This is a genomic window from Nannocystis sp. RBIL2 (assembly GCF_026626745.1).
Classification (GTDB): Bacteria; Myxococcota_A; Polyangia; order Nannocystales; family Nannocystaceae; genus Nannocystis.
The window spans coordinates 5643391-5665608 of sequence record NZ_JAPNJW010000002.1 but is presented as its reverse complement, the minus strand read 5'-3'; the positions used below and the strand labels follow the sequence as shown (position 1 = coordinate 5665608).

Annotated in this window: 15 protein-coding genes; 8 read left to right on the top strand and 7 right to left on the bottom strand. The window is 71.4% G+C overall.

The genetic code is table 11. The annotated features are described in order from the left end of the window. Window positions 1-74 precede the first annotated feature (74 nt). The 5 genes from OV090_RS47285 to clpB form a co-directional block, all read right to left on the bottom strand. Window positions 75-941 carry an STAS domain-containing protein gene (locus tag OV090_RS47285; protein WP_267711674.1) on the bottom strand — a complete coding sequence of 289 codons (867 nt, stop codon included), beginning with the start codon at window positions 939-941 and terminating at the stop codon, window positions 75-77. A 417-nt stretch (window positions 942-1358) separates the two neighbouring features. Continuing rightward, window positions 1359-2993, bottom strand: coding sequence for a SpoIIE family protein phosphatase (locus tag OV090_RS47280; protein ID WP_267711673.1), 1635 nt, complete (start codon window positions 2991-2993; stop codon window positions 1359-1361). A gap of 544 nt (window positions 2994-3537) precedes the next feature. Further along, complete coding sequence (locus OV090_RS47275; RefSeq protein WP_267711671.1) at window positions 3538-5022, bottom strand: tetratricopeptide repeat protein; 1485 nt, start codon at window positions 5020-5022, stop codon at window positions 3538-3540. A gap of 183 nt (window positions 5023-5205) precedes the next feature. Further along, the gene (locus OV090_RS47270; RefSeq protein WP_267711669.1) at window positions 5206-6261 is read right to left on the bottom strand and encodes a lysylphosphatidylglycerol synthase domain-containing protein; all 1056 of its coding nucleotides are present in this window, start codon (window positions 6259-6261) and stop codon (window positions 5206-5208) included. 202 nt (window positions 6262-6463) lie between these two features. Further along, on the bottom strand, window positions 6464-9082 hold the full coding sequence (gene clpB / locus OV090_RS47265; protein ID WP_267711667.1) for an ATP-dependent chaperone ClpB: 2619 nt from the start codon (window positions 9080-9082) through the stop codon (window positions 6464-6466). Between the two features lie 220 nt (window positions 9083-9302). Between clpB and OV090_RS47260 the strand changes: the two genes are divergently transcribed. The 3 genes from OV090_RS47260 (at window position 9303) to OV090_RS47250 (ending at window position 12568) form a co-directional block, all read left to right on the top strand. Next, on the top strand, window positions 9303-10508 hold the full coding sequence (locus tag OV090_RS47260) for a tetratricopeptide repeat protein (RefSeq protein WP_267711665.1): 1206 nt from the start codon (window positions 9303-9305) through the stop codon (window positions 10506-10508). Beyond that, the gene (locus OV090_RS47255; protein WP_267711664.1) at window positions 10505-10975 is read left to right on the top strand and encodes a hypothetical protein; all 471 of its coding nucleotides are present in this window, start codon (window positions 10505-10507) and stop codon (window positions 10973-10975) included. Before OV090_RS47260 ends, OV090_RS47255 begins: the two co-directional genes overlap by 4 nt. Before the next feature lie 312 nt (window positions 10976-11287). Next, window positions 11288-12568 (top strand): hypothetical protein, encoded by a 1281-nt coding sequence (locus OV090_RS47250; RefSeq protein WP_267711662.1) that lies wholly within the window; start codon window positions 11288-11290, stop codon window positions 12566-12568. Between the two features lie 123 nt (window positions 12569-12691). Here OV090_RS47250 and OV090_RS47245 read toward each other — a convergent pair whose 3' ends face one another. Continuing rightward, complete coding sequence (locus OV090_RS47245) at window positions 12692-14344, bottom strand: hypothetical protein (protein ID WP_267711661.1); 1653 nt, start codon at window positions 14342-14344, stop codon at window positions 12692-12694. Between the two features lie 61 nt (window positions 14345-14405). On the opposite strand from OV090_RS47245, the gene add reads away from it, so the two are divergent. From add to OV090_RS47220, 5 genes are all read left to right on the top strand, one after another. Then, window positions 14406-15488, top strand: coding sequence for an adenosine deaminase (gene add, locus OV090_RS47240; RefSeq protein WP_267711659.1), 1083 nt, complete (start codon window positions 14406-14408; stop codon window positions 15486-15488). Window positions 15489-15606: 118 nt separating this feature from the next. Then, window positions 15607-16305, top strand: coding sequence for an STAS domain-containing protein (locus tag OV090_RS47235; RefSeq protein WP_267711657.1), 699 nt, complete (start codon window positions 15607-15609; stop codon window positions 16303-16305). Next, complete coding sequence (locus OV090_RS47230; RefSeq protein WP_267711656.1) at window positions 16302-16871, top strand: hypothetical protein; 570 nt, start codon at window positions 16302-16304, stop codon at window positions 16869-16871. The genes OV090_RS47235 and OV090_RS47230 overlap by 4 nt, the downstream gene beginning before the upstream one ends. Window positions 16872-16906: 35 nt before the next feature. Next, window positions 16907-19948: a hypothetical protein gene (locus tag OV090_RS47225; protein WP_267711655.1), complete on the top strand. Its 3042-nt coding sequence runs from the start codon at window positions 16907-16909 to the stop codon at window positions 19946-19948. A 173-nt stretch (window positions 19949-20121) separates the two neighbouring features. Beyond that, the gene (locus tag OV090_RS47220) at window positions 20122-20763 is read left to right on the top strand and encodes a lysoplasmalogenase (RefSeq protein WP_267711654.1); all 642 of its coding nucleotides are present in this window, start codon (window positions 20122-20124) and stop codon (window positions 20761-20763) included. A gap of 157 nt (window positions 20764-20920) precedes the next feature. Here OV090_RS47220 and OV090_RS47215 read toward each other — a convergent pair whose 3' ends face one another. Then, window positions 20921-21850, bottom strand: a complete 930-nt coding sequence (locus OV090_RS47215) for a MerR family transcriptional regulator (RefSeq protein ID WP_267711653.1) — start codon at window positions 21848-21850, stop codon at window positions 20921-20923. Window positions 21851-22218 lie beyond the last annotated feature (368 nt).

Sequence of the window (22218 nt, the reverse complement as noted above, 5' to 3'; positions counted from 1 at the left end):
CGCCGAGCAAGGTCGTCGATGCGGCGATCGAGGCGCGACCGCTGCTCGCGGTGACGCGGTCGCGAGATTCGCGATCACACGGTCGCGAGCGCGGCGGCGATGGCCTGTTCGGCGGTGCTGGTGGTGCGCACCTGCGACAGGTCGAGGTCGAGGCCGACGAGGGTGCGGGCCAGCGACGGCTTGATGCCCGCGAGGACCACACTGGCGCCGAGCAGCGACGCGGCGGTGCCGGTGCGCACGAGGGCCGCGGTGGTGTCGACGTCGAGGTCGTCGGCGCCGGTGAGGTCGAGGATCACTGCGCTCGCGCGGCGCTCGCCGATCGCCTGCAGCACGCTGCTGGTCATCGCCGCGGCGCCGTCGCGATCGAGCTCGCCGACGATCGGGACCAGCAGGACGCCGGCGGCGACGCTGATGACCGGCGTCGAGAGGCGGCGGATCACCTGCTGCTGCAGCGCGAGCTGGACCGCGTGCTCGCGCAGCTCGGCCTCGCGGGCCCGCAGCTCGCTGACGTCGCGCCAGACCACCAGCATCATCGGCCCGCTCGGCAGGTTCACGGGGGTGAGCGTGACCTCGACCGGGAACAGCTCGCCGTCCATGCGCTGGTGCAGCCACTCGAAGCGATGCGCGCCGCGCTGGCGGGCGGTGGCGTCCATCTCGATCGACTTCTCGCGCGAGAGCCGACCGTCGGGCTGGCGCTCGGGCGACAGCTGGGCGGGGTGCAAGGCGCGGAGCTGCGAGCGGTCGTCGCAGCGCAACATCCGCAGCGCGGCGCTGTTGCAGTCGATGATGCCGGCGCTGTCGAAGATCAGGAGGGCGTCCCAGGAGTGCTCGAACAGCACCCGGAAGCGCTCCTCGGCCTGCGCCAGCGCGGTGAGCTCGCCCCGCAGGCGCTCGTTCTCGGCGCGCAGGGCCGCGAGCTCGTCATCATGGGTGTCGGCCATGGGACGTCGACGTTACAAGTAGGTCTTCTCCGCGGCCAGGCACAACCTCGCGGAGCGCAGACGCGCAGGTCCGCGAGGATGTCCCCGAGGACATGTCGAAACGCGCGAACGGCGGGCTCATCCGTGATACCCCGACGCAGACCGCCGCTTCGTCCGTTGCTCGCGCGCAGCGCGGACATCGATGAACGCTCGGCAGCTCGAGAGCGCAGGTGCCATCGCCCTTGCGCACCTGCATCGCGGCGACATCTCGGCGTCGCTCAGGTGCCCGCGCCTGTGCACACCTGCATCGCGGCGACATCTCGGCCCGCGTCGTTCAGGTGCTCGCGCCTGTGCACACCTGCATCGCGACGACCTCTCGGCGTCGTTCAGGTGCCATCGCTCGTGCACGCCTGCACGCGCGGCGTCTCTCTCGGCCGCTCAGGCGCTGAACAGGGCGAGGGCGAAGCTGATGTCGTCGGAGGCGGGGGCGCGGCCGCGGTGGAGGGCGAGGCGGTCCTTGAGCTGGGCCTCGAACCACTCGAGGTCGGGCTTGCGGCCGGCGACGCGGCGGATGTCGGCGACCATCTCGGTGAGGCCGTCGACGCCGAGGATCTTGTCCTCCTCATTAAAACACTCCGAGAGGCCGTCGGAGTAGAGGAGGAGCAGCTCGCCGGGGCGCAGGCGGTCGGTGCTGAGCTCGAGGTCGATGTCGAGGAGGCCGATCGGCATGCCCTCGGCCAGGCGGAGCTCGCGGATCGTGCCGTTCGGAGCGACGACCATCGGCGCCGGGTGGCCGCAGCCGACGGCCTCGAGCGCGCCGGTCTTCGGGTCGATCAGCGCGGCCGCGAGGGTCACGAAGGTCTCGCCGCTCCAGGTGTCGAGCAGCTGGCGGTTCAGGGTGTGGACCAGGTCGGGCAGCGACATGCCCTGGCGCACCGCGAGGTGCACGGTGGTGTGCAGGCCGGAGGCGATCAGCGCGGCGTCGATGCCCTTGCCGGCGACGTCCATGACCGTGACGAGGACGCGACCGTCGCGGGTCGGCAGGGCGTCGACGTAGTCGCCGCCGACGCCCTTGCACGGGGTGAAGCCGAAGCCGATTTGAAGTGACCCGGAGGACATGTCCCGAGGGACAAGTCGGGCCTGGATCGCCGCGGCGCGCCGCAGCTCCTCCTCTAGCAGGGCCTGGCGCTGGGCGGCCTCGCGGGCGGTCCAGGCGTCCTCGGCCTGGCGGGACATCGCCGAGGCGAGCGAGGCGAGGGCCAGCCACTCGGCGGTGCCGTACTGGCCGGGGAGCATGACGTAGAGGACGTCGAGGTGCTCGCCGTCACCGCCGATCGGGCAAGCCACTGCGGCGGTGGCCTGGCCGCCGAAGACGACCGACATCTGGACCATGTTGTTCTTCGGCCCGGCGGGGCCGGAGCTGGCGAGCACGGGGGCGTCGCTGGCGAGCACGGCTTTGATGACGGAGCGGCTGATCGGCGGCTCGCCGCCGCTGCCGGTCGGGCCTGACAGGATCTCCGGGGCGCTGGCGTCGGAGCGGAGGATCCGCAGGACCACTGCGGCGTTGCCGTGGAAGTGCGCGCTCGTCATCAGCTCGCACAGCTGGTACATCCGCTGGTCGGCTGCCCCTTCGGCCAGCAAGGCGGCGCTGAAGCCGAGGAGGCGCGAGAGGTGCGAGGCGTCGACCTTGGGCGGGCCCAGCTCCTGCAGGGTGCGCGCGGGGCCGAAGGCGCCGTCGGTGACGCTGGTGCGCGGGCGCGCGGCGGGGCGCAGAGGCGCGGGGCCGGCGTGGAAGACGAGGTCGAACTCGTCGATGCGCAGGACGTCGCCGGACTGCAGGGCGCGCTCGCCGGCGACGCGGGTGCCGTTGACGCCGGTGCCGTTGCGGCTGCCGAGGTCGCGCACGCGCCAGCCGACGTCGTCGCAGATCAGCTCGGCGTGCTGACGCGAGACCGAGGTGGTGTTGAGGACGACGTCGCAGTCAGGAGAGCGACCGACGACGACGCGACGCCCGACGAGGTTGACGTTGGTGACGGGAGCCTGGCCCCGGCGGATCTCCAACCATCCGGCCACGGATCCACGATAGACCAAAAGCGCGGGCGGGGGCGCGCGAGGTGGCCGCCGGGGCCGCCGGCAGCCGCGAACGGGCACCCGCCTGCGGCCCCTCGTGGCGGTGCGGGGTTCGCTGCACACGCGCGCGACGCCGGCGAGGGGGCAGGTCGTGACTTCGCGAGGGTCGCGGCCTCGGTGACGCGGGTGCGCTGCGAGCGAGGTTGCGGCGGTGGAAGGCAGCGGGGAGAGGTCGCGGCGCGGCGGTGACTCGGGTGCGGGCGAGGGTGTGACGCCGGTGCGTGGCAGCGGCCTCACCGGGGCGATGACTCGGGTGCGGGCGAGGTTGCGATGGGGGAGCGTGGGGTGTCGTGGTGCGGATGAAGTCGGGCCGCGATGAGTAAGGAGAGGACCTCCGAGCTTCGCATCTCGTCGTGTCGCGTCGGTTGCGAGCGCGCGCGTGATGCGAGCGAGGCGTGTTCGTGTACGCGGGAGAAAGCAGGAACGACTTCGCGGCGGGCCGCGAAGTCGTTCGTCGGAGCGGGGCGAGGGTCGTCGCCCGCGGGGGTCACTTGCCCGGGGTCTTCGGGGCGAAGAACACCTGGCCCTGCGAGAAGGCGTAGGTGACCCTCATGCTCTTGAGCAGCGGCACGTTGATGTAGCCGCCGAGCTCGAAGCCGCCGAGCTCGACGACCTGGGCCAGGCCGCCGTCGGGCGGGGTGTTGGCGAGGACGAGGCCGCCGACGCCCTTGACGCCGAGGTCGCCGACCTTGGCCTGGTCGATGTAGACCATCTTGAGGCCGGCGTTGGGGTCGTCGAGCGGGTCGAGCTCGCGCGGCAGGTGGCCGCTCTTGAGGTAGTTCTTCTTCGCCACGGTGAGGGCGGTGCCGTAGGAGCCGCCGAGCCAGGCGTAGAACTGGGCCTCGGAGCCGTCGAGGGTGACCGGGACGGTCGGCACCAGGAACAGGTGGAGGTCGAGCATGAGCAGCTGCGACGCGGTCGCGCCGGCGGGGGCGGCGGTCGGCGGGGCGCTCTGCAGCTCGAGCGAGGCGTTCGGGAAGTCGAAGGTGATCGCGCCGATCTTGCTCAGCACCTGACGACCGAGCACGACCCCGGGCGTCTCGCCGAGGCCGAAGGTCGAGAGGTCGTCGACGATCGCCGGGATGTTGGTGATCTTGAGGTCGCCGAACTTGACCTCGGGGATGAGGACGATGCTGGTCTCGGTGTCGCTGCCGAAGGTCTTGATCTTGGCGATCTCCTTCAGCTTGAGCTGGTCGGCGAAGGCCTTGTGGATCCGCGCCTCCTCGCGCAGCTCGAGCAGCAATACGCGGGTGTACTCGCCGCCGACGGTCGCGCCCGAGTGCTTGAGCCCCTGGGCCGGATCGATCTGCAGGTCGGAGGTGCCCTTGGCCCCGTCGACCTTGGCCAGGTCGCCCTTGCCCTCGAGCGGCCGCATGAACGCGGCGTGGCTCTGCAGCAGCGGCAGCAGCGGGTTGTCGGGCTCGATCAGCTTGAACACCGCGTCGAGCGTCTTGACAGCGTTGACCGCGTCGAGCTGGGCGTAGTAGCTCCACAGCTTGATCAGCAGCGGGTCGATCTGGTTCTGGTCGGCGGCGAGGATCGTGTCCTGCAGCTCGATCGCCGCCTTGTGGTCGCCGACGGCCTGGTAGTTGCGGCCGAGGCCGACGGCAGCGCCGAAGTTCTTGCGGTCGAGCTCGAGCGCCTCCTTGAAGGCCTTGGTCGAGGCGACGTAGTCACCCGCGCGCCAGTTGGCCGCGCCGAGCACGGCGTAGGCGTCGGCGTTCTTCGACTCGGACTCCAGCGCCCGCTTGGCCCGCTCGCGGGCGGAGGCCCAGCGGCCGCTGGCGAGGTCCTTGTTGGCCAGCGAGACCAGCGTGTCGGCCTTGGCCGCCTTCTGCGCCTCGGCCCGCTTGCGGTCGGCCTCCTCGACGGACATGCCCTTCTCGCCGGGGGCGGAGGTATCGCCCTTCTTGCCGCACGCCGCGGTGGTGAGGGTCAGGGCGAACAGGCCCAAAAGACCGGGGCGGAACAACTGGCGAAGCGTACGAAGGTCGCGCGACATGAACTCTCCAGCGCGGGGCACAGGGCGGCGCCGCGCCGGCGGAGCATACCCGCGGGGGCGGCCGTCCAGCAACGCCCCGGCGCGGGGGCCAGGGACGACGCCGCGGTGCAAAGGGCCACGGACCCGGGCAGCCGCCGGAGAATTCCCGATCAGTCAGGCGATCGGACCGGGTTCGGAAGGCGGGCCCGACGAGGGATCGATCACCCGCCGGCGCCGGTCGCGGCCGAGGAGCGCGAGGCCAGGGAGGGCGAGGGCGAGGGCGCCGAGGAGGCCGAGCAGGTACATCAGGGCGCCGAAGCTGGCCCCGGGCCCGCGGAGATCGGCCGGGCCGATGAAGAGCTGGAGGGCCAGGGCAGCGCCGAACTGAAAGCTGCCGACCTGGGCCGGACCCCCGGGCAGCTGGATGCTGAGGCCGACCACGGCGACGATCACGGCGGCCTCGCCGGCCCCGAGGTCGAGGCCGCAAGCCAACAGCACCAGCCACAACTGCAGGAGGGTGATCGCCCAGTAGACCAGCGAGGCGCCGAGCAGGAAGAGGCCGCGGGCGCTGGTGAAGATCGGCCGCAAGGCGGCGGCGAGGTGGAACACGAAGTCGCCGAGGCGGGCGCCGATGACGGGACGCACGAGGCCGCCGAGGCGCTCGTGGTGGCGCGGCGGGGTGAAGGCGAGGATGCCCAGGGCGAGCATCAGGCCGGCGAAGACGACGCCGGAGGCCAGGCCGAACCGCTCGACCGAGCCGACCAGCGCCGCGAACTCGGGGCTGAAGGCGGTCGAGAGTCCGAGGCCGAGGAACAACATGCCGACGACGAGCAGGCCGTCGAGCAGCCGCTCGCTGGCGATGGCGGCGATCGCCTCGGGCAGGCCGAGCCCGGCGACGCCGGCGCGCGCGAGGATCAGCGGCCGCGACAGCTCGCCCAGCCGCAGCGGCAGGAGCAAGATGACGAGGAAGGAGACGAGGCCGCTGCCGACCAACAAGTCGCGAGAGACAGGTGCACCCGGGGGCAAGGCCCAGCGCAGCCGCACTGCGCGCGCGAGGCTGTAGGGGAGGTGCAGCGCGGCGGCCAGCGCGAACAGCTCCGGCCGCGGGAGGTGCAGGACGTCCGGCCACAGCGGGACCTTGCGCGAGGCGAGCCACAACAGCACCACGGCGCCGACGCACGAGGCCGCCCACAACAGGGCGCGACGGCGCGGCGGTGCGGGCTCGATCACGCCGGCACTCTACGGCGGACGCGGTCCGCGGTGTACGCGGCAGGGGCGCGAGCGCCGTGAGTCAAGGCGGCGATCTCCATGTCGGCGGCGAAAGAGAGCGTCGCGACAGAGGATCTTCGCGTCGCAAGGCCAAAGACGGAGCGCCCCGGCCGCAGGGGGCCGGGGCATCGATATGTCCCTCAGGACATGTCTTTTATGAGAGTCACTTGATCTTCAGGTCGATGGTCGGCTCGCCTTCGGCGTCCTTGCCCGGGGTGGCGACGACGGTCTGGCCGGGGCGGATCTCGTTGCTGAGGATCCGGGTGGCCAGCGGGTCGAGCAGGGCGTTCTGCAGCAGGCGCTTGAGCGGGCGCGCGCCGTAGGTCGGGTCGTAGCCGCGGTCGGCCAGCTGGCGCTTGGCCTCGGGCGAGACGTCGAGGTGGATCTCGCGCTGGGCCAGGCGGTTCTCGATGCGCGCCAGCTGGATGTCGAGGATGCCCATCATGTCCTCGCGCTGCAGCGACTTGAACGAGACCACGCCGTCGAGTCGGTTGAGGAACTCGGGCCGGAAGTGGCGGCGCAGCACCTGCTCGCGCGCCTGCTCGAGCGCCTTGCCGGTGAGCCCCTCGGCGGCGAGCTCGCTGCCGATGTTGCTGGTCATGAGGATGATGGTGTTGCGGAAGTCGACCACGTGGCCCTGGCTGTCGGTCAGGCGGCCGTCGTCGAGGACCTGCAGCAGGAGGTTGAACACCTCGGGGTGGGCCTTCTCGATCTCGTCGAGCAGGACCACGCTGTAGGGCCGGCGGCGGATCGCCTCGGTCAGCTGGCCGCCCTCCTCGTGGCCGACGTAGCCCGGCGGCGAGCCGATCAGGCGCGAGACGGAGAACTTCTCCATGTACTCGCTCATGTCGATGCGCACGACGTGGCGCTCGTCGTCGAACAGGAACTCGGCGAGCGCCTTGGCCAGCTCGGTCTTGCCGACGCCGGTCGGGCCGAGGAACAGGAACGAGCCGATCGGGCGCGCCGGGTCGGACAGGCCGGCGCGGCTCTGACGGACGGCCTGGGCGACGCGGTGCACCGCCTCGTGCTGGCCGACGACGCGGCGCTCGAGCACCGACTCCATCTCGACCAGGCGCTGGGCCTCGCTGGCGAGCATGCGGCTGACGGGGATCCCGGTCCAGTGGCTGACGATGCCGGCGATGTCCTCGTCGGTGACGACCTCGCGGACGAACGAGTCCTTGGTCTTGGCCGCCTCCTCGAGCTTGGCCCTCGCGTCCTCGCGCTGCTTCTCGAGCGCGCGCAGGGTGCCGTAGGTCAGCTCGGCGACGCGGTTGTAGTCGCCGGCGCGCTGGGCCCGGGCGGCCTCGTTCTTGACGTTCTCGATCTGCTCCGAGAGCTCCTTGATCTCGCGCACGCGGTCGCGCTCGCCTTGCCAGCGCGAGCGCAGCCCGGCGACCTCCTCGCGCAGCGAGGCCAGCTCGGCCTCGACCTCGCCGATCCGCTTTTTGACCGGCGCCGACTTGTCCTCGCGCAGCAGCGCCTGGCGCTCGATCTCGAGGCGGGTGATCTTGCGCTCCCGCTCGTCGATCGGCAGCGGCACGCTCTCGACCTCCATCTTCAGGCGCGCGGCGGCCTCGTCGACCAGGTCGATCGCCTTGTCGGGGAGGAAGCGGTTCTGGATGTAGCGGTGGCTGAGCTTGGCCGCGGCCACGATCGCGGCGTCCTGAATCCGGATGCCGTGGTGCGCCTCGAACTTGTCGCGCAGGCCGCGGAGGATGGCGATCGTGTCGTCGACGCTGGGCTCGTCGATCATGACCGGCTGGAAGCGCCGCTCGAGCGCCTTGTCCTTCTCGATGTGCTTGCGGTACTCGTCGAGCGTGGTGGCGCCGATGCAGCGCAGCTCGCCGCGCGCGAGCGCCGGCTTGAGCATGTTGGCGGCGTCCTGAGCGCCCTCGGCCTTGCCGGCGCCGACGAGGGTGTGGAGCTCGTCGATGAAGAGGATGATCGCGCCGTTCGCGGCCTCGACCTCCTGCAGCACGGCCTTGAGGCGCTCCTCGAATTCACCGCGGTACTTGGCGCCGGCGACCAGGGCCGCGAGGTCGAGCTGGAGGAGCTTCTTGTCCTTGAGGCTCTCGGGCACGTCGCCGGCGGTGATGCGCTGGGCGATGCCCTCGGCGATCGCCGTCTTGCCGACGCCGGGGTCGCCGATCAGCACCGGGTTGTTCTTGGTGCGACGCGACAGCACCTGCAGGGCGCGGCGGATCTCGGTGTCGCGACCGATCACCGGGTCGAGCTTGCCGGCGCGCGCGGCCGCGGTGAGGTCGCGGCAGTACTTCTGCAGCACCTCGTACTTCTGCTCGGGGTTCTCGTCCTGGACCGTCTGGGTGCCGCGGATCTCCGCCAGCGCCGACAGCAGCAGGTCGCGGCTGCCGCCGAGCTTGGCCAGCAGCTCGGCCGCGCGAATTTTCTGCTTCGTCGCCTTGGTGCTGAAGCAGGCGAGGATCAGGTGCTCGGTGCTGACGAAGCGGTCGTGCAGCTGCTCGGCCTCGGTCGCGGCGAGGTCGAGGAGCTCGCGCAGCTCGTGCGAGGGCGGCGGCTGGTCGCCGCCCTGGACGCGCGGCTGGCGGCCGAGCTCGGCCTGGATCGCGCGCAAGACCGCGGCGCCGTGGATGCCGGTGCGCTCGAGCAGCGGCAGCGCGAGGCCGCCTTCTTGCTGAAGCGAGGCGAGGAGGAGGTGCAGGCTGGTGGTCTCGGGATGACCGAGCTCGCGGCTGATGGCCTGGGCGTGCGCGAGCGCCTGACGGGTCTTGAGGGTCGCAGTTTCGGGGTTGAAGACGGCCATGGGGTTCCTCGGGCGGGCGTCGACAAAAAGACTTGGGGGACTGCGGTAGCCTGGGCTCGCGTGTCAAAATGGCAACGCGACGGCTCGCGTGCGCCGTCGTCCCGAGACCTCACGCGCCGGCCGCACTTGCGCGAGCCCCTGGCCGGGCTCAAGCTTTTGAGCTTTGCGCGAGCGGTGGCAGTTGCGGCCGGCGAGGTTCCCGGGCAGCTTCAAGCGAGCCATGGCTCGCGCTCCTGCCGTCGTCGGTCCGCTGTTCGCTTCGCTGTCGGCTCCCTTGCTGGGAGTCGTTCTCGCGGCCTCTTGCGGCGCGCCGGGGCCGAAGGCCGACGCGTCGGGGCCGAAGCCGGGCGCGCCGGCGACTGCGTCGACGCCCGTCGCGGCGAACCCGCCGACGAGCGCGGGTCCGGGGGTGCGGAGCGACGGCGAGATCGTGTCGGCGGTGAAGTGGATCGAGGGCGATCTCGAGGCGGCGCTCGCCGCGGCGAAAGCGGAGAGCAAGCTGGTGTTCGTCGATGTCGGCGCGTACTGGTGCCCGCCCTGCCGCGAGCTCGAGGAGAAGGTGTTCACGCGCGACGATGTCGGCGCGGCGCTGGCCAAGTACGTCGCGCTGCACGTCGACGCCGAGAAGGGCGAGGGCCCCGAGCTGGTGGCCCGCTACAAGGTGCAGGCCTACCCGACGCTGCTGGTGCTCGACGCGAACGGGGTCGAGAAGGGCCGCCTGGTCGATGCGATGGAGCCGCCGGCGCTGCTCGCCGCGCTCGCGAAGATCGCCGCCGGCGGCGACGTGCTCGCCGAGCTCGAGCAGAAGGTCGCGGCCGCGCCCGACGACCTGCAGGCGCGCTACGAGCTCGGCGTCGCGTACGCGCTGGCGGCCAAGCGCGCGCAGGCCGAGGCGGAGTTCGAGCGCGTGATCGCGGGCGACCCCGACAACGCCAAGGGCCTCGCGGCCAAGGCGATGTCCGACCGCGCGGCCTTCCTCGTGGCGAAGATCGACGGCGACTCCGAGCGGGCGATCACGCTCTACAAGGAGCTGCAGCAGAAGTACCCGGCGGCCAAGGAGAGCATCCGCGCCTTCCGGGCGATCGGCCGCGAGCTGCACAAGCTCGGGCGCGACGTCGAGGCGGTCGACAGCCTCAAGGCGATGGTCGCGAGCGACCAGAACAACGACGACCTCAAGAGCTCGTTCGGGTGGTTCGCCTTCCGCGAGCGTTGCGGCCAGGCAGCGGCGCTCGAGGCCGTCGACCTGGCGGTGGCGAAGCAGCCCGACAACGCCGAGCTGTATTATTTGCGGGCCGAGCTGCAGCACCAGCTCGGGCGCGGCGCGGAGGCCGTGGCGGCCATCCGCGAGGCCGCCCGGCTCGAGCCCGAGTCGGCCTTCTACAAGCGCCAGGTGCGGCGCTTCACTGAGCTGTCTGGAGGGACATGATGGCGATGACCACCGGCATCGTCGCGCTCGCGACCGCGCTCGCGCTGGCGGCGCCCCCACCGCCACCGAGCGATCCCGAGTCGTTCGGCGGTTACCACGCCTTCGGCGAGAACCGCGAGAGAGAACCAGTCGATGGCCACGAGAAGGTCGTCACCGGCACGGTCATCCTGCCGCTGGGTCTCCTGCGGACCGGCTTGGGCGTGGCGATGTACGTGATGGCCTCGCCGCAGTACTGCAACCGCATCTACGGCTCCAACGCGACCGACCAGACGTGCCGCGGCCTGCAGATCTACGGGCTCGTCGGCGTGGGCATGGGTGGACTCATGGCGGTCACCGGGGCGGTCTTCCTCGCGTGGGGCCTGACCCAGCGGGCTCGGCACCATCGCTGGATGCGGGACCACGGCATGGCGATCGCGCCGATGATGTCCCGAGAGGTGCGCGGACTTTCGTTCGGCTTCCGCTTTTGAGGCCGCTGCGGGCGCGCGACGGTTTGCGCGGCCGGAGCGTTGCAGCGCCGTGACGTGCCCGCGCTCGGGCGTGCATTTGCAGCGGCATCGGGCCCGGATGCGCCCGCTATCGGGGTCGGGCCGACGTTCGCGCCCCGCGCCGCGCAGATCTGCACTTCGCAGGAAAGCTGCGATGGACCGGCACGATCGGTATAGTGGCCGTCACGGACGCCCGGACACGGCCCGTGCTTCGGTGTCCAACTCGACGGGCCCCCGTCCTCGACTCTCATTTCACCCAACTCTCGAAGGAACCTTCCGCTTATGAAGCGCGCGTTGTTTTCTAGCCTCGTGGCTGTCGGCCTGGTCGGCTGCGGTGACGATGGCAAGCAAGTGGACACCACCGCCAGCAGCAATTCGATGACGGGCATCATGACGCTGCCGGTCAACACGACCGACGCGTCGACCACGACCACCGCGGCGGACCCGACCACCGAGACGGTGCCGACCGGCACCGCCACCATGTCCACCGAGACGGAGACGGGCAACACCACGTTCGACCCGAACGACTGCGGCGAGGCGTCGGTCGAGGTCCCGGTGGTGACGCCGAACGTCATGCTCGTGCTCGACAAGTCGGGCTCGATGGTCACCCCGGACAAGGGCTACTGGGACCACGACGGCGACGACGCCAACGACGACGGCATCCAGGACGCCGACCCCATGATGATGGCGGCGGCGACCCCGAAGATCACGCGCTGGAAGTCGCTCTACAGCGTCGTCGACTTCATCACCGGCACGTTCGAGAACTCGATGAACCTCGGCGCGGTGCTGTTCCCGTCGAAGATGGCCGCCTCGGCCTACAACGCGACGGCCTGCCCGGTGAACATGACGCCCGAGGTGGAGATCGCGCCGATGAACGGCCAGGCGATCCTCAACGCCATCCCCGGCGCCGACGAGACCGACATGACCATCAAGGGCGGCACGCCGGCGACCAAGGGCGTCAAGGCGGCGCTCGCCGAGCTCGGCACCATCCAGGACGGCCAGCCGCAGTTCATCATCCTCGTCACCGACGGCGCGGCCAACTGTCGCGAGGACGCGGCCAACAACTCCGAGCTGTTCGAGCAGTACGACGAGAACCTGGCGGCGGTGGTCGGCGACGCGTTCGGCAACCTCAACATCCCGACCTACGTCGTCGGCATCGCCATCAAGGACGAGACGAGCCCGACCGCCAACGACGGCAACCCGGACGCCACCAACGCGTACGCGAAGCTCAACGAGCTGGCCGACATCGGCGGCCGTCCGCGCGAGGGCGACGTCAAGTTCTACGACACGCAGAACCAGGTCGAGCTGCAGATGGCGCTCGAGGAGATCTCGATGCAGATCCTGAGCTGCACGATCACCCTCGACCCGGTGCCGAAGTACCCCGACTACGTCGAGGTCAGCGTCAACGGCATGGCCTACGGCAGCACCAAGGTCGCCAGCTGCGACGGCAGCGAGGACGGCTGGATGTTCACGACGCCCGACAAGAACGAGATCATCCTGTGCGGCAAGGCCTGCTCCGACTTCCAGATGAGCGGCGTCCTCGACGCGCAGTACCGCTGCCCGAACTCGGGCTAGCGCGCCGCGCGGCGTGACGGAGCGTGAAGCTCCGGCCGCGTCGCCCGGGTCTCAATTCACGACCGCGGGGTCGCCGAATCGGCGGTCCTGCGGTTTCTCGTTTGGGTCGGCGCGCGCGCGCGCTCAGGGCTCGGGGTTGAACTGGGCGCAGGCCGAGACGACGTCGTCGAGCACGCCGCTGAAGGTGGCCGCGAGGTCGCCCTTGCAGATGTTCTGGAACAGGCCGCGCTCGCGGAAGCCGCGGGTGATCGTGATGATGCGGCGGCCCGGGGCGGCGTCGCCGTAGACGCCCTGGCACACGGTCTCGGGCATCTCGAACACGCCCTGGCCGCCGGCGATGGCGAGCACCACCAGGCGGTCGAGGTCGCCGCCCACTGCGTCGACGATCCGCTGGCGGATGGCGACCGAGGTGTCGAGCACGAAGTCGTAGGTGTCCTCGTCGGTGAGGATGACGATGAACAGCAGCGAGTCGTCGCGCAAGAAGCCGGCGTTGGCCGGGTCGTGCAGCGCCTCGGCGAGGTTGTAGTAGGTCATCTCCTCGGTGCCGCTGCGGGTGGCGGCGACGCAGGCGAACTCGTCGGCGAAGCTGTCCGAGGGGCCGACCAGCCAGCGCTGCCCCTCGGGCAGGCCGCACGCGGTCTCGGGGCTCTCGGGCATGGTCGGGAAGTCGCGGTGGGTGTGCATGGCCGTGAAGCCCTGCTCGCTCGAGACGACGCCGACGTGGAAGTCCTCGACATAGGTGAGCTCCTCCAGCAGCGCGTCGGTGAACTCGGCCAGCACCGGCGGCATGCCGTTCGCGCCGCGCAGCGCGTCCTGCTCCTCGTCCATGCTGCCCGAGCCGTCGATGGCGAACAGCAGGTCGATGCGCTTGCAGCCCGTCGGCGGCATCTCCGGGTCGGGCTCCTCGTAGTCGAAGTCCTCGCAGGTCTTGACCGCCAGCGGGGCGAAGTCGGCCAGCGCCGCCACGTACGAGGTCTCCGACTTCTCGTAGTGCCGGCTCTTGTCGCTGACCGCCAGCGAGAACATGTTCAGCTCGGGCGCGCCGTCGCCGTAGGTGAACGCCGACACGCGCCGGCGGTCGCCGTCGCCGACCAGCCGCAAGTAGGCCTCCGAGGCCTGGCCCGGCTGGGCGTACATGTTGGCCTGCTTGTCGTCGGTGGCGGCCACCAGCATCGCCAGGCCCGTGGCCCCGGGCGCCGGCCAGTCGGCGCGCTCGAGCACCGGGAACATCAGGCCGGAGAACATGAAGTTGCCGACGTCGAAGTCGCTGACGTAGACGTCGAAGCGATCGAGCGTGCAGCGCAGCGCGTCCACGGCCCCGGGCGCGACCTCGCCGGCGGCGCCGAACACGAGGATCGGGTCGTCGGCGGCGTTGCCCGCGGCCGCCAGGCAGTCGGTGGTCGCCATGAACTCGGTGCCGACGTTCGGCAAGATCCGGACCGTGGCGCCTGTCTCTTCGACCAGATTCTCGAAGTGCTCGACGAGCGCGTCCTGTTGGCTCGGGCCGTAGATCTTGGCGCTCGGGTGCAGCACCAGCGAGACGTCGATCTGGGCGCAGAAGGTCGGCGCCGGCGGGCCGCCGGTGTCGGTCTCGCCGCCCGTGGTGGGCACGCCGGTGGTCGGCGCGGGGCCGTCGCCGGTGGTCGCGGCAGTGAGGTCGATCCCGCCGCTGCTGCCGGTCGAGGCGGCGCTGTCGGTCGCGGCGGCGCTGCCGTCGCCGCAGGCCGTCAGCGCGGCGATCAGGGACACGGACAGCCAGGGGCGGGCGCGCGGCATCGTCTGCTCCGAGCAATAGGCGATGTCGCGGGGGCTGTCGAGCGCGTGCTAGCGTTCGCCCATGTCCGCCGCGTCCTCGCCGGCCCAGGGCCTCGACCCACTGCGCCGCCGGCTCATCGAGCGCCTGCCGAAGGCCGAATTGCACCTGCACCTCGAGGGCTCGGTCGAGCCGGAGCTGGCGCTCGCGCTCGCGCGCAAGCACGGCAAGCCGTTGCCCGGCGACGAGGGCGGCGTGGAGGGCCTGCGCCGCAGCTACGTGTTCAAGGACTTCGGCGAGTTCGTGCGCATGTACCTCGCCATCTCGGCCTGCCTCAGCGACAAGGAGGACTTCGCGGCGATCGTCGTCGACCTCGCGCGCAAGCTCGCGGCCGACAACGTGCGCCACGCCGAGGTCACGTTCACGCCGATGACCCACGTCAACCGCGGCGTCGCCGGCGACACGCTGCTGGCCGGCCTCGCCGAGGGCCGCGCGCGCGCCCGGGCCGAGCACGGCGTCGAGCTGGCGTGGGTGTTCGACATCGTCCGCCACCGCTTCGCCGAGGGCGCGCCGACTCTGGCGCTGGCGCTCGAGGGCCGCGAGGTCGGCGTGATCGGCCTCGGCTTCGCCGGCCCGGAGTCGCCGCAGTGGCCGACCGCGCCGTACGCCCCGCTGTTCGCCAGGGCCCGCGCCGAGGGCCTGCGCTCGCTGCCCCACGCGGGCGAGATGGACGGGCCGTCGAGCGTGTGGAGCGCGCTGCGTGAGCTGGGCGCCGACCGGATCGGTCACGGCGTGCAGTGCCTCGCCGACCCGGCGCTGGTCGAGTACCTGCGCGAGCACCGGGTGCCGCTCGAGGTGTGCCCGACCAGCAACCTGGGCATCGGCCTTTATCCAGGTCTGGCCGAGCACCCACTTCCGCAGCTGCTGGCTGCGGGCCTGCACGTCTCGCTCGCCAGCGACGACCCGCCGATGTTCGCGACCTCGCTCGGCGAGGAGTACCGCCGCTGCGCCGCCGCGTTCGGCTGGGACGCGGCTCAGATCGCCGCGCTCGCGCGCAACAGCGTCGAGCACAGCTTCATGCCGTCCGAAGCCAAGGACCGGCTGCTGGCCGAACAGGCCGCTGTGCTCGCTGAACTTCACCCATTCGGCGGCGCCCCGCGAGAGTGAGTAGGCGCCGCTGCGCGGTCTCGTTCGCGAGCGTCCGGCGGGGCGCCCGCCGGATCGCTGCATTCGCGTGCCTGTCCTGGGGAACGACGGTTCGGTTATCCTCCGGCGCCCGGCAGCGATGCCAGGAGGACGTATCAGCGACGACTCCCATGACTCCGAGCCCGAGGCGGTCTCGGTCGTGATCCCGCGGATCGAGCGGATCCACGACCTGCTCGCCTCGATCTCCCTCGACGAGTTCGACCCCGCGGCCGACCTCCTGCCGCTCGCGCATCAGGACCGCTTCGGCGCGCTCGAGGAGACGATCAACCTGTTCGCGCTGCAGCTCGACGTCACCGTGCGCGAGCACCGGGGCACGATCTGCGAGCTCGAGGCGTCGCGGCGCGAGCTTCAGGACAAGCTGACGACCATCGAGGAGCAGCGCGCGGCGATCCGGACGATGTCGACGCCGGTGGTCGAGCTGTGGGACGACGTGCTGGCGCTGCCGATCGTCGGCATGGTCGACGCGCGCCGCGCCGACGAGATGATCGCCGACCTGCTCGAGCGGGTCACGCAGGCGCGGGCGCGCTGCGTCATCATCGACCTCACCGGCGTCGAGCTGGTCGACACCGCGACTGCGGGGCACTTCCTGCGCCTGGTCGCGACCACCCGGCTGATCGGCACCTTCTGCGTCATCACCGGGCTGAACCCGCGGATCGCCGCGGCGATGACCGAGCTCGGCGTCGACCTCGGCGGCACGCCGACGCTCGCCACGCTCAAGGACGGCCTCAAGGCCTGCTTCGCCCACCTGGGCCGCGTCGCGGCTCGGAGGTCGCAGTGACGCAGTACGTGCCGATGGCCCCGAACATCTCGGTGTACGGGCAGACCACCAGCGTGTTCATCGACGTCCTCAAGCAGTTCTCGGTGCTGCAGAAGGCGATGCTCGACGCGCTCGGCGTCGAGCGGTTCGAGCCGCACGCGTGGTACCCGCAGCGGCTGATCTTGCGCGCCTACCAGAAGGTCGACTTGTTGCTCGGCGCCCGCGGGCTCGAGCGGTTCGGGCGCCAGATCCCGGCGCTGGTCGCCTTCCCGCCGGGCATCGACGGCGCCCACACGGTGCTGTCCAAGCTCGACACGATCTATCACCTCAATCACAGCCGCGACGGCGTCGTCATGTTCGATCTCGCCACCGGCGACATGACCGAGGGCATCGGCCACTACACCTACGAGCGCGTCGGCGAGCGCGAAGTGTTGATGCTCTGCGACAACCCTTACCCCTGCCGCTTCGACATGGGCCTCGTGCACGGCTTCGCCGGCCGCTTCGAGCCCGACGTACAGGTCGCGCACGAGTCCAGCGAGTGCCGGGCCAGGGGCGGCGCCAAGTGCCTCTACCGGTTGTCCTGGTGAGGTGACGCGGCGGGCGTCCTGGTACAGTGCGGCGAATGCGTCGCCTCGCCCCCCGCTGGTTCGCCCCGCTCCTCGCTGCCCCGCTGGCGCTCGCCGGCTGCGGGACTGAGAAGTCCGAAAAGACAGGTCCGAACGAGCAGGTCGAAGCGCCGCCGGCCGCCCGCGCCGAGGAACCGCCCGAGCCGCTGCCGGCGCTGCGCACCGGCACCCTCGCGCCGGCCGAGCACGCCGAGCTCAAGGGGGCGATCGCGGCTTACCGGGTCGAGGGCGAGGTCGAGTACGTCGAGGTCCGGCTGCCCGTCACCGGCGACGACCTCTCGCTCGACTGGGACCGCCTGCACGTCGAGCTCGACGGCGCCGGCCCGGGTCACGTCGGCGTGCTGGCCAACGGGACAGGTGCGACCGAGGCGGTGGTGCTGGTCCGCCGGCCTAAGTCGGCGGCCGCGCCCGAGGCCCTGCGCGGGGCGCTGCTGGCCCGCCGCTGGCAAGACGGGCGCAACGAGTGGGTCCGGGTGCCGTTCGGCGGCGCCGGTCCGGCGAAGCAGGCCGACGACGCCGGGCTGGTCGCGCGCTGGGCCGAGGCGCTGGCGCACGTGCTCGGCGACACGTGGACCGAGCCGCACCCGTGGAAGCAGTTCGCGGCCGGGCGGATCGCCACCTGGCTCAAGAAACAGCCGGGGGCCAAGGCGATCGCCGGCTCCGACCTGCTGCGCGACCGGCCGGCCCGCACCGACCTGTCGCAGCTGATGGACACCACCACCGGGGTGATGTCGATGCAGGAGGCGCTGCAGCACGACCGCGGGCTGCGCCTGTCCCGAGATACAGGTCCGCGCACGGTCGCGCTGGCCGACCTCAAGCCGCCGCCGCTGGCAGCCCACCCGTTCGCGGCGATGCAGGCGGCGCTGCCGAACCCGAACGGCGGCACGGCCGAGCCGCTGGCCGCGGCGACGCCGGCGGAGTTCTGGTACGCCCGCGTCGACGACGTGCGCCTGCTGCTGCGCCTGCTCGACGAGGCAGACACGTGGATCACGCCGGTCGTGCAGATCTTGCAACAAAACCCGGAGGACCGCAGCCTGACGGCGCGATACCAGCGCCAGCTCGGTCTGCGCCGCAGCGACCTGGCGAAGCTGTTCGGCCACACGGTGGTCGGCGAGGTGGCGATCGTCGGCAGCGACCCGTACCTGCGCGAGGGCACCGACGTGACCCTGATCTTCGCGCTCAAGCAGCCGGAGGTGTATGGCGCGGAGCTGACCCGCCAGCTCGACGGCTACCGCGCCGAGGTGGCGGGGATCGAGGAGACGACGGTGAAGCTGGCCGGGGTCGACGTCCAGCGCGCGGCCGACCCGAACGGCCAGGTCCGCCAGCACCGCGCCCGCGTCGGCGACCTCGCGTTCGTGTCCAACAGCCCCGGCGCGCTCGCCCGCGTGCTCGCGGCCGCCCAGGGCCAGGCGCCCCGGCTGGCGGATGAACCTGACCTGAAGTACATGCTGGCCCGCGACCCCGGCACGCACCAGGCGCTGGCGTTCCTCAGCGACAAGTTCATCGCCGCGGTCGTCGGCCCGCAGCAGAAGATCCTCGCCGCCCGCCGCCAGGAGGCGCTCGCCGAGCTGCTGGTGCCCGGCTACGCGGCGCTGCTCCACGGCTGGCTGTTCGGACATGCCCCGAAGGACACAAAGGAATTGACCGCGGCCGGGCTGCTCGCGGCCGACGAGCTCAAGCACGTCGGCGGCGAGGCGATCGGATTCACGCCGGGCCAGGCGGCGCGCTCGAGCTGGGGCTCGCCCGAGGCGCTGACGCCGATCGTCGACCTGCCGGCGCTCGAGAAGGTCAGCGAGGCGGAGCGGAACGCGTACGACAACTTCGCCCTCGGCTACCAGAACTACTGGCAACAGTTCATCGACCCGGTGGCGATCCGCCTCGACGTGCGCGACGAGGCCGAGGGAGCGGTCGCCGATGTCGACGTGCGCGTGCTGCCGCTGATCTCGGCGACCGACTACAGCCAGATCGAGAGCGTGGTCGGCAAGTCGCGGGTGACCGTGACCGCGAGCGACCGCGGGCTACAGGCGGTGTGGGCGGTGGGCCAGGACAGCCAGCTGCGCCGCGACATGGACCAGCTGATGCGCACGCTCACCGGCAAGGGCGACGTCGGGCTCGGCTGGCTCGGCGACTGGGTGATGCTCGGCCTCGACGACCGCGCGGGCCTGGTCGGGCTGCTGTCGCAGTGGGACGACACGGCCCAGCTGCCGCCGAAGCGCGAGCGCAACCAGCTCGAGGACCTCGAGCTGTGGCAGCAGATCGGCAAGTTCCCGGGCTACGCGATCGCCGAGGTCAAGAACCCGACGATGCTGGTGGCGACTCTGGCGGCGATCAAGACGACGGTGGAGTCGGTCGCGCCGGGGATGGTGGCGTGGGACCCGGTGGCCCGCCACCGCGACCTGCCGATCGTGCGCATCGGCGTCAACCCGGGCGCGCCGCTGCTGCCCGACAAGGCGATCGCAGAGGCGTTCGGGATCCACTACGTGCAGACGGGCGCGGCGATCGTGGTCGGCCTCGACCGCCCGACAGTGACCCGCGTGATCGACGATCTTCTCGACGGCCGCCTGCCGAAAGTCGGGGCCGCGACCGACCCGCAATTCGTGGTGCAGACCCGCACTGCCGTCGGCGCGCCGCTGTGGACGGCGCTGCTGTGGATGCTGCAGGGCCAGGCCAACACCGCGAGCAAGTCGGCGCTGCGCTCGGCGGAGATCTTGCTCCGCGGCGACCCGGCGGCGACGCAGTCGACGGAGGGGCTGGCGCGGCTCGGCCTGCAGTACTTCGGCTTCGCGCCGCTCAACGCCCACGGTACGCCGGAGTTCACGCTCCGCCCCGAAGGCGCGGCCGACCCGCTGCAAGGCTCGGCGGTCGCCCCGACGTTCCCGCCGCTGCCGATCGCAGGCTCGCCGATCGAGCGGCTGATGCAGCGCCTCACCGCGGTCCGCGGCGAGGTGGCGTTCGACAAGGAGCCGGAGGCCGCGGGCCCCGACGCCCGCTCGCTGCGCACGAAGTTCTCGCTGCACCTCGGGCCAGCGCCGAAATAATCTGTCCGATCGGCCAGGTCGTAGCCCGCGTGCGGCCGGGCTGACCATTCGGACAGTGCCCGGCCGCGCCGGGCAGTGCTCATGCACCAGCTGACCCTTCGGACAGGGTGCGAATTCGAGCAGGGCCACTTTGGGGCTCGCGCGCGGGCGCGGGCTCGGCGATCCTCGGGCTCGTGTCTCGCCGGTCGACCCAGTTGTTGCGCACCGGGCTCGTCGCCGCGGTGCTGTTCTTCGTCGCGCTGATCGCCGAGTGGAAGCTCGCCGGCCTGGTGCTCAAGCCGATCCCGGTGCTGTGCGTGCTGGCGTGGTTGTGGCCGCTGCGCGGCGCCGACGCCCGCCGGCTCCGCCTCGGCCTGGTGCTCTCGGTGCTCGGCGACGTGCTGCTGGCAGAGGCGCTGGACCTGTTCATCGCCGGCCTGGCGGCGTTCCTGCTGGCGCACGTGGCCTACGTGGCGGCCTTCGTCGGCCGCACGCGCGCGCTGCACTTGCTACGGCTGGCGCCGATCGCAGTGTTCGGCTGGTCCGTGTACGGCTGGCTGGCGCCGAACCTCGGCGAGCTGCGCGGGCCGGTGCTGGCCTACGTGATCGTGATCTGCGCGATGATGTGGCGCGCCGCGGCCCAGGTCGGCGAGCGGCCCGGCGAGGAAGGCCGCGCGTGGGCGGGCCTGGCCGGGGCGATCGCGTTCGCGCTGAGCGACACTCTGATCGCGGTCAACCGCTTCGTCGCCTGGTCGCTCGGCGTGGAGCTGCTGCTGATGGTGCTCTACTGGGTGGCGCAGGTGCTGATCGCGTCGTCCGTGGCGCGCGAGGAGTGAGGCGCGGCGAGGGGGAGTCTCCGAGGGCCTCGCGCTCGCACATGCTGTGAAGCCCTGTGCGAGCGCGCGTCGACGAGCGCGAGTGACTGCGGAGTCGGCTCGCTCGGCATCGTCGAGGTGTTCGAAAGGACATGCCCCGTCGAGCATGTCCTTTCGGTCACGTCGGCGCGAGGTGGTGCGCGACGGCGGCGTTGAGCCAGTGCCACTCCTCGTTGAGCCCGCTCTGGGGCGGCTGGCCCTTGAGGATGGCGACGAGCTCCCAGTAGCGGCTGGCACGGGGGTCATGGCCCTGGCTCTTCTCGTGCAGCGTGGCGCGCCAGGCGGGCGTGTCGGGCTTGCTCATGGCAGCGGCGAGGCCGGCCGCCATGCGCTCGACGACGGGGCGAGCGGCCGCGTCGGTCGGGGCGACGCCGCGATCGATGAGCTCGCGCGCGGCGGCGTTGGCCTCCTGGCTGACGCGCTGATGGGCGGCGAGGTCGAGGCCAGAGTTCCAGGTCTCGGCCGCAGCATCGCGCATCTTCTTGATAAATTCCTCGTTTTGGACGATCTCTGCCAGCTCGATCCAGGCGTCGAGCTGCTCCGGCGTCGGCACCTCCGGCAGCGTCGGCGCGCTCGCCTGCATCATCTGGCGCTTCCAGGTGTCGTCGATCGGCACGCCCTCGGACACGCGCTCGTAGAAGCGCTCGATGACTGCCTTGCGTTCTTCGGTGGTAAGTCGGGTCACGGTACACAACCTCCTGATGTCGGCTTGGTCAGGCTCGGAGCGAAGCGCGGCGCGCAGGGCCGCGGCGATGTGCTGCAGCGAGGCGATGTGGGTCTCGATGGCGCTGAGCCGCAGGCGCAGGGCCTCGGCCAGAGTCATGTCGCGGGCGAAGATCGCCTTGATCGCGGCGATCCCCAGCCCGGCCTCGCGCAGGGTGCGGATCAGATCGAGCCGCACGACCGCGTCCTCGGCGTAGACGCGGTAGCCGCTGCGCGTCCGTCCGACGGGCGGCAAGAGCCCCTCGTCGGAGTAGAAGCGCAGCGTCTTGACCGGCACGCCCGACCGACGCGCGAGCGCGCCGATCGTGATTCGCTCGTTCACCATGGCGACACCGTGAGGCCTCCCGTAACGGGAGAGTCAAGCACGGATCGCCGGAGAAGATGAAGAATGCATCGCACGGGCGCTGGCGCCCGGTCGCCGGCTTTCGCGGGGCCCCCGGAGGTCGTATCGTCGCCGGGACGTGAGCCGGGCAGCGCGAACCAGCGAGTGGGTGGCCGCAGTCGTGCTCGCTGGATCGGCCTGCGCTCCGCCGAGCGGTGATGCGGTACGAGCGACGGACGCGAGCGCGGGCATCGCACGGGAGGCGAGCGCCGGCGCGGCGGCGCGGACGAGTGAGAACGCGGGCGTCGCGGCGAGCGCGAGCGGGACGAGCGGCGTCGCCAGCGAGGATGGCACGGCGAACTTCGCGACGA

Excerpts from the sequence above, each read along its gene's own strand:
- OV090_RS47215 (WP_267711653.1), bottom strand. The coding sequence starts at position 21,850 with ATGGTGAACGAGCGAATCACGATCGGCGCGCTCGCGCGTCGGTCGGGC.
- OV090_RS47260 (WP_267711665.1), top strand. The coding sequence starts at position 9,303 with ATGGCTCGCGCTCCTGCCGTCGTCGGTCCGCTGTTCGCTTCGCTGTCG.
- OV090_RS47285 (WP_267711674.1), bottom strand. The coding sequence starts at position 941 with ATGGCCGACACCCATGATGACGAGCTCGCGGCCCTGCGCGCCGAGAAC.
- OV090_RS47225 (WP_267711655.1), top strand. The coding sequence starts at position 16,907 with ATGCGTCGCCTCGCCCCCCGCTGGTTCGCCCCGCTCCTCGCTGCCCCG.
- add (WP_267711659.1), top strand. The coding sequence starts at position 14,406 with ATGTCCGCCGCGTCCTCGCCGGCCCAGGGCCTCGACCCACTGCGCCGC.
- OV090_RS47255 (WP_267711664.1), top strand. The coding sequence starts at position 10,505 with ATGATGGCGATGACCACCGGCATCGTCGCGCTCGCGACCGCGCTCGCG.
- OV090_RS47235 (WP_267711657.1), top strand. The coding sequence starts at position 15,607 with ATGCCAGGAGGACGTATCAGCGACGACTCCCATGACTCCGAGCCCGAG.
- OV090_RS47245 (WP_267711661.1), bottom strand. The coding sequence starts at position 14,344 with ATGCCGCGCGCCCGCCCCTGGCTGTCCGTGTCCCTGATCGCCGCGCTG.
- clpB (WP_267711667.1), bottom strand. The coding sequence starts at position 9,082 with ATGGCCGTCTTCAACCCCGAAACTGCGACCCTCAAGACCCGTCAGGCG.